6 protein-coding genes are annotated in these 5,591 nt (G+C 68.9%); 3 read left to right on the forward strand and 3 right to left on the reverse strand.

Annotated elements, in window-relative coordinates:
- From ACWCOV_RS35400 to ACWCOV_RS35410, 3 genes are all read right to left on the reverse strand, one after another.
- Positions 1-147: VOC family protein (locus ACWCOV_RS35400; protein WP_449833760.1), on the reverse strand; the 147-nt coding region annotated here is incomplete at its 3' end.
- A 75-nt stretch (positions 148-222) separates the two neighbouring features.
- Positions 223-702: an RrF2 family transcriptional regulator gene (locus ACWCOV_RS35405; RefSeq protein ID WP_449833728.1), complete on the reverse strand. Its 480-nt coding sequence runs from the start codon at positions 700-702 to the stop codon at positions 223-225.
- Between the two features lie 61 nt (positions 703-763).
- On the reverse strand, positions 764-1,705 hold the full coding sequence (locus ACWCOV_RS35410; RefSeq protein WP_449833729.1) for a tyrosine recombinase XerC: 942 nt from the start codon (positions 1,703-1,705) through the stop codon (positions 764-766).
- Between the two features lie 136 nt (positions 1,706-1,841).
- Between ACWCOV_RS35410 and ACWCOV_RS35415 the strand changes: the two genes are divergently transcribed.
- The 3 genes from ACWCOV_RS35415 to ACWCOV_RS35425 all read left to right on the forward strand — a co-directional run bounded on the left by ACWCOV_RS35415 (position 1,842) and on the right by ACWCOV_RS35425 (position 5,466).
- Positions 1,842-3,452 (forward strand): APC family permease, encoded by a 1,611-nt coding sequence (locus tag ACWCOV_RS35415; protein ID WP_449833730.1) that lies wholly within the window; start codon positions 1,842-1,844, stop codon positions 3,450-3,452.
- Between the two features lie 80 nt (positions 3,453-3,532).
- Positions 3,533-3,889: a YraN family protein gene (locus tag ACWCOV_RS35420; RefSeq protein ID WP_449833731.1), complete on the forward strand. Its 357-nt coding sequence runs from the start codon at positions 3,533-3,535 to the stop codon at positions 3,887-3,889.
- Positions 3,889-5,466: a YifB family Mg chelatase-like AAA ATPase gene (locus tag ACWCOV_RS35425; RefSeq protein ID WP_449833732.1), complete on the forward strand. Its 1,578-nt coding sequence runs from the start codon at positions 3,889-3,891 to the stop codon at positions 5,464-5,466. The genes ACWCOV_RS35420 and ACWCOV_RS35425 overlap by 1 nt, the downstream gene beginning before the upstream one ends.
- Positions 5,467-5,591 lie beyond the last annotated feature (125 nt).

Below are 5,591 nucleotides of genomic sequence, written 5' to 3' on the forward strand. Positions count from 1 at the left end.
CACCGATCCCTCGGGACCCGGCCCTTCGGCGCCGTAGCGGGAGATCGAGACGACCTCCGCGTCGTCGAAGAGCGTGAGATAGAAGGTCATCGCCTCTTCGGCCGCGCCCTCGAACATCAGGAACGTGGTGATCTTCTGCCCAGCCATCGGTGTCCTCCAAAAGCGTCAGCTTATATAAGCCATCACTTTAACACCCTGCTGCGGGGCTCGTCCGTAGCTGGGTCAGCTCCCGGGGACGCGGGCCTGCCAGGCATCCTCGTCGCGGGAGCGGCGCTCGACGCCGGCCGGGAGCTTGTTCTTGGCCAGGTCGGTCAGCGTGGTGTGCTCCAGCACCTCGCGCAGGCTCGCGCGGGCGGCGATCCAGACCCGCTGCAGCACGACGGCCCGCTCGTTGTACGCGACGCTCTCGGGCCGGACGCCGGAGATGCTGACGATCGGCCCGTCCACCGCGCGCATCACGTCGGCGACCGAGATCTCGTTCGGATCCACCGCCAGCTTCCACCCGCCGGACTGCCCGCGCTGGCTGGCCAGGATCCCCGCGCGCCGCAGGTCGGCGAGGATCCCCTGCAGGAAGCCGTGCGGGATTCCCTGGGCGCGGCTGAGCTCCTCGGCCGACACGACCGAGGGGTCGTTGGCCACCCAGCGCTGAGTGATCTCGATCAGCGCTCGCAACGCATAGTCAGACTTCGCCGAAACCCGCATGCCCCGCAGTCTGCCGCATTCCCCCGCACCCGCGCCGTACCCCACCCACCGACACTCGGGCTCAGGCCCGTGGATGGGCCTGCTCGTAGGCCTTCCGGAGGCGGTCGCTGGAGATGTGCGTGTAGATCTGGGTCGTCGCCAGCGACGCGTGCCCGAGGAGCTCTTGGACGCTGCGCAGGTCCGCACCGCCTTCCAGCAAATGCGTTGCGGCAGTGTGGCGCAGTCCGTGCGGAGACAGGTCGGGGGCGTCGACGACACCGATCCGCTCGTGGACGAGACGCCGTACGGCACGCTGATCGATCCGTCCGCCGCGGGCGCCGAGGAACACCGCCGGCCCGCTCCGCTGCCGGACCAGCTGCGGCCGCGCCTCGTCCAGCCAGCGACGGAGGGCTTCTTCGGCCGGCACGCCGTACGGGACCGAGCGCTCCTTCCGGCCTTTGCCGAAGACGCGGACCACCCGGCGCGACGGGTCGATGTCGTCGACGTCGAGGGCGCAGAGCTCGCCGACGCGGATCCCGGTCGCGTACAGCAGCTCCATGATCGCCAGGTCGCGCAGACCGATCGGGCTGCCGTCGTCGGCCGCTACGGCCGCCGCGTCCAGGACCGCGCGGGTGTCCGCCTGTCCGAGGACACCGGGCAGGCTCTTGTGCGGCCGTGGACTCGCGAGCAGGGCGCCGGGATCGGTAGCGATCCGGCCGGTCCGCTGCGCCCAGGCGGTGAAGACCCGCGCGGCGGTCGCCCGGCGCGACATCGTGCTGCGCGACTTCCCAAGGCTCTGCTGCTTGGCCAGCCAGGACCGCAGGCCGCGGATGTCCAGGCCGTCGAGATCATCGTGACCAAGCCGAATCAAATGTTCGAGTAAATTCGCGACGTCGCCAAGGTACGCTCTGACCGAATGTTCGCTGAGGTCTCTTTCCGCCGTCAGATGCCGTTCGTAGTCGGTCAGTAACGCTGTGAAACCTTCCGGCCAGGGAGGGTTCGTACCGACATCGTCCGGCGCCATGCCTCGACCATGCGGGAGCAGACCCGGCATCGCAAGGCACCGCGCGGGGGTCGAGGAGAGGAGGTCTGGTCGATAGCCCGACGGTCGACTACTGTTCGGCCCGATTGCCCTAGTAGCAACGGAGGCACCCCTGACCATGGCCCCCTCAGCGAACGGACAGACCGTAGGCCGGCGCCTGCCGGTCGAGTCGGCGTTCACTCGAGTCGAGGACGCGCGGCACCGTCTGCCGCGCCTGTTCGGTCGTCGCGACCTGGTTGTACTCGGCCTGGGCGTGATGATCGGGTCCGGCATCTTCAGCATCAGCGGCAACCAGGCGGCCAAGGTCGCCGGTCCGGCCGTGATCCTGTCGTTCGTGATCGCGGCGATCGTGTGTGTGCTGGCCGCGGCCTGCTACGCCGAGCTGTCGTCCACGATCCCGGTCTCGGGTAGCGCGTACACCTTCAGCTATGTGACGTTCGGCGAGATGTGGGCCTGGCTGGTCGGCTGGGCGCTCGTGCTCGAGCTCGTCACCGCCGCCGCGATCGTCGCCCGCGTCTGGTCGGCATACTTCCTGGCGACACTCGACGGATTCGGCGTGACGCTGCCCGCCGGAGTCGCGCAGTTCTTCGGGCCGGACGCGAAGGTCAACCTGGTCGCGCCCCTGCTCCTGCTGATCCTGACGGCGATGGTCGTCACCGGGACGAAGCTGTCCGCCCGGGTGCTGACGGTCGTGGTGATCGCGAAGGTCGCGGTGATCCTGCTGGTCATCGTGGTCGGCGCGATGCACATCAACACGGACAACTACCAGCCGTTCGTGCCGATGGCCCGGGCGGCGCCCGCGACAGCCAGTCCGACGTTGCTCGGCTGGATCCTGGACTCGTCCTTCGGCTCGTTCGGCATGATGGGCATCTTCACGGCGGCCAGCTCGATCGTGTTCGCCTACATCGGCTTCGACCTGATCGCGACCGCGTCGGAGGACGCGCGCAACCCGCGCAAGACGGTCCCGCAGGGCATGCTGCTCGGCGTCGGCGCCGTCACGATCCTGTACATCGCGATGGCCGTCGTCCTGGTCGGCATGCGTCCGTACGGCGAGCTGGGCGGCAGCGCACCGGTGTCGGAGGCGATGGCCGCAGTCGGGGTCGGCTGGGCCGCGAAGGTGGTCAACCTGGGCGCACTGCTCGCGTTGATGACAGTGATCATGGTGGTGCTCATCGCGCAGAGCCGCGTCCTGTTCAACATGGGTCGTGACGGTCTGCTGCCGAAGAGCCTCGGCCGAGTCAGCCGGGTCTACTCCTCCCCCGCCCGTGCGGCCGCGGCAGCCGGCTTCGCAGCATTGGCCCTGACGCTCTACCCGAAGGTTCTCGAGCTGGAAGAGCTGTTGGTCATCGGAGCGCTGTTCTGCTTCGCGTTCTGTGCGATCGGCGTGCTCACTCTGCGCCGGTCGGAGCCGAACCTCGAGCGTGGTTTCCGGGTGCCGCTGGTGCCCCTGGTCCCACTGGTGTCGCTGGGTTCGACGGTGTGGCTGATGCTCAACCTGAAGACGAGCACCTGGACCAAGTTCGGCATCTGGATGCTCGTCGGCATGCTGATCTACGGCCTGTACGGGCGCTGGCACAGCCGGCTGGCGAACGAGGACAGCTGGGACTACGACCTCGGCGACACCGACCCCGGTGCCGGCGGGCTGCAGGCGATCCGGCCGGAGAGCGAGCTTCGCGCCGTCCGGACCCCGCCGCAGAAGCCGACCCGCGGTAAACACATGCGCAGCTAGCGAAGTTCTCCACAGCCCGAAAAGTCACGACCGAAATCGGTGCCTGATCCCGGCATGTTCTTAGCCGGAGGTGGTCACCGATGCGGACCAGGAAGACAGTCGGGCAGTACGGCGAAGATCTCGCCGCGAGGTATCTGACGACCGAAGGTTTCGTCATCCTCGAGCGCAACTGGCGCTGCGAGCTGGGCGAGATCGACATCGTCGCGCGAGAGGGCGACGCGCTGGTCGTCTGCGAGGTGAAGACCCGCCGCGGGCTCAACTACGGCAGCCCGCTCGAGTCGATCACCTACCGGAAGCTGACGACGCTGCGGAAGCTGGCCGGGCGCTGGCTGCAGACCCATCAGCTCAAGCCCGCGGCGATCCGGATCGACATCGTCGCCGTCCTGTTCGACCACAACACTCCGCCGCGCGTGGACCACGTCAGGGGCGCGGCCTGATGCCTCTCGCACAGACATGGTCGGTCGCGCTGGTCGGTCTCGAAGGTCACCTCGTCGAGGTCGAGACCGACATCGCGCAAGGCCTGCCGAAGACGACTCTGATCGGTTTGCCGGACGCGTCGCTGTCCGAGGCGCGCGACCGGGTCCGCGCCGCGGTGGTGAACAGCGGCGAGCGATTCCCCGACCGCAAGGTCACCATCGGGCTCTCACCGGCGACGCTGCCCAAGACGGGGTCGCACTACGACGTCGCGATCGCGTGTTCCCTGCTGGCGGCCGCCGGGGTCATCGAGGTCGGGTCGTTGCGCAACTCCGCGATGATCGGCGAGCTCGGGCTCGACGGCCGGGTCCGCGAGGTGCGCGGCGCGCTGGCGATGACGCTGGCCGCCGCCCGGTCCGGCTTTGCGCGCATCGTCGTACCGGAGCTGAATGCGGGTGAAGCCCGACTGGTTCCTGGCATCGACGTGTACGGCGTTCGGTCGTTGCGGCAGGTCCTGGCGATGTTGCGCGGGGCCGAGATCCCGGACGAGGCGCCGCCACGCGCCGAGCCGCGGCTGTTGTCCGAGTCGCTGACCCGGGTGCCCGAGGTGGACCTGGACGACGTGATCGGTCAACGCGAAGGACGCCGGGCGATCGAGGCCGCGGCGGCAGGCGGTCATCACTTGTTTCTGCACGGTCCGCCCGGATCGGGCAAGACGATGCTGGCGGAGCGTCTGGCCGGGTTGATGCCGGACCTGAGCACAGACGACTCGCTCGAGGTGTCGGCGGTGCATTCACTCGCTGGACTGCTCACCAGCGACGCGGAGCTGGTCGTCCGTCCGCCGTTCATCGCGCCGCATCACACCGCGTCCCTGTCGAGCCTGGTAGGTGGTGGTTCAGGGATGCCACGGCCGGGTGCGATCAGTTGCGCGCATCGCGGGATCCTCTTCATCGACGAGGCTCCCGAGATGCATCCGCTGACGCTGGACACGCTGCGGCAGCCGCTCGAATCGGGTTACATCGAAGTGCACCGGTCGGCCGCTGTCGCGAAGTTCCCGGCGCGGTTCATGCTCGTGCTCGCGGCCAATCCCTGCCCCTGCGGCCTGTCCGGCACGGCCCGTGGGATCTGCACCTGTACGCCGCAGGTGCTCGCGCGCTACCGGCAACGAATCAGCGGGCCGATCAAGGACCGGCTCGACATCCAGCGCCAGATCCTCCCGGCTGCGCGAGCGATCACCGACGGGGAGAAGTCCGAGTCGACCGCGGTCGTCGCCGAGCGGGTGAAGGCCGCCCGCGACCGGCAGGCGCACCGCTACCGCGACACCGGCTGGATCCTCAACAGCGAGATCCCCGGCCCGGTGCTCCGCCGCGAGTTCCCGTTGGATGCCGCCAGCCACAAAATGCTCGAGGACCTGTACGCCGCCGGCCGCCTCACCGCCCGCGGCTTCGACCGGGTCGTCCGCCTGGCCTGGACCTTGGCCGACCTCCTGGGCATCGACAGGCCCACCGCCGAGCTCACCCACCAAGCCTTCCAACTCCGCACCGGCGAGCCCCTCACCGACCTGACCGACATCCGCCCCCTCAAAGGAACCGCCGCATGACCCTCAACTGCCCGCCCACCACAGACCTCGCCACCACCCACACCCCAACGCCAACCCTCGCAACAACATCGCAGGTCGACCACGCCGCCGACACCCCGGCCACCGCCCATAGCCCAACGCTGCCC

It is taken from the genome of Kribbella sp. NPDC002412, assembly GCF_053592935.1.

Excerpts from the sequence above, each read along its gene's own strand:
- ACWCOV_RS35405 (WP_449833728.1), bottom strand. The coding sequence starts at position 702 with ATGCGGGTTTCGGCGAAGTCTGACTATGCGTTGCGAGCGCTGATCGAG.
- ACWCOV_RS35410 (WP_449833729.1), bottom strand. The coding sequence starts at position 1,705 with ATGGCGCCGGACGATGTCGGTACGAACCCTCCCTGGCCGGAAGGTTTC.
- ACWCOV_RS35415 (WP_449833730.1), top strand. The coding sequence starts at position 1,842 with ATGGCCCCCTCAGCGAACGGACAGACCGTAGGCCGGCGCCTGCCGGTC.
- ACWCOV_RS35420 (WP_449833731.1), top strand. The coding sequence starts at position 3,533 with ATGCGGACCAGGAAGACAGTCGGGCAGTACGGCGAAGATCTCGCCGCG.
- ACWCOV_RS35425 (WP_449833732.1), top strand. The coding sequence starts at position 3,889 with ATGCCTCTCGCACAGACATGGTCGGTCGCGCTGGTCGGTCTCGAAGGT.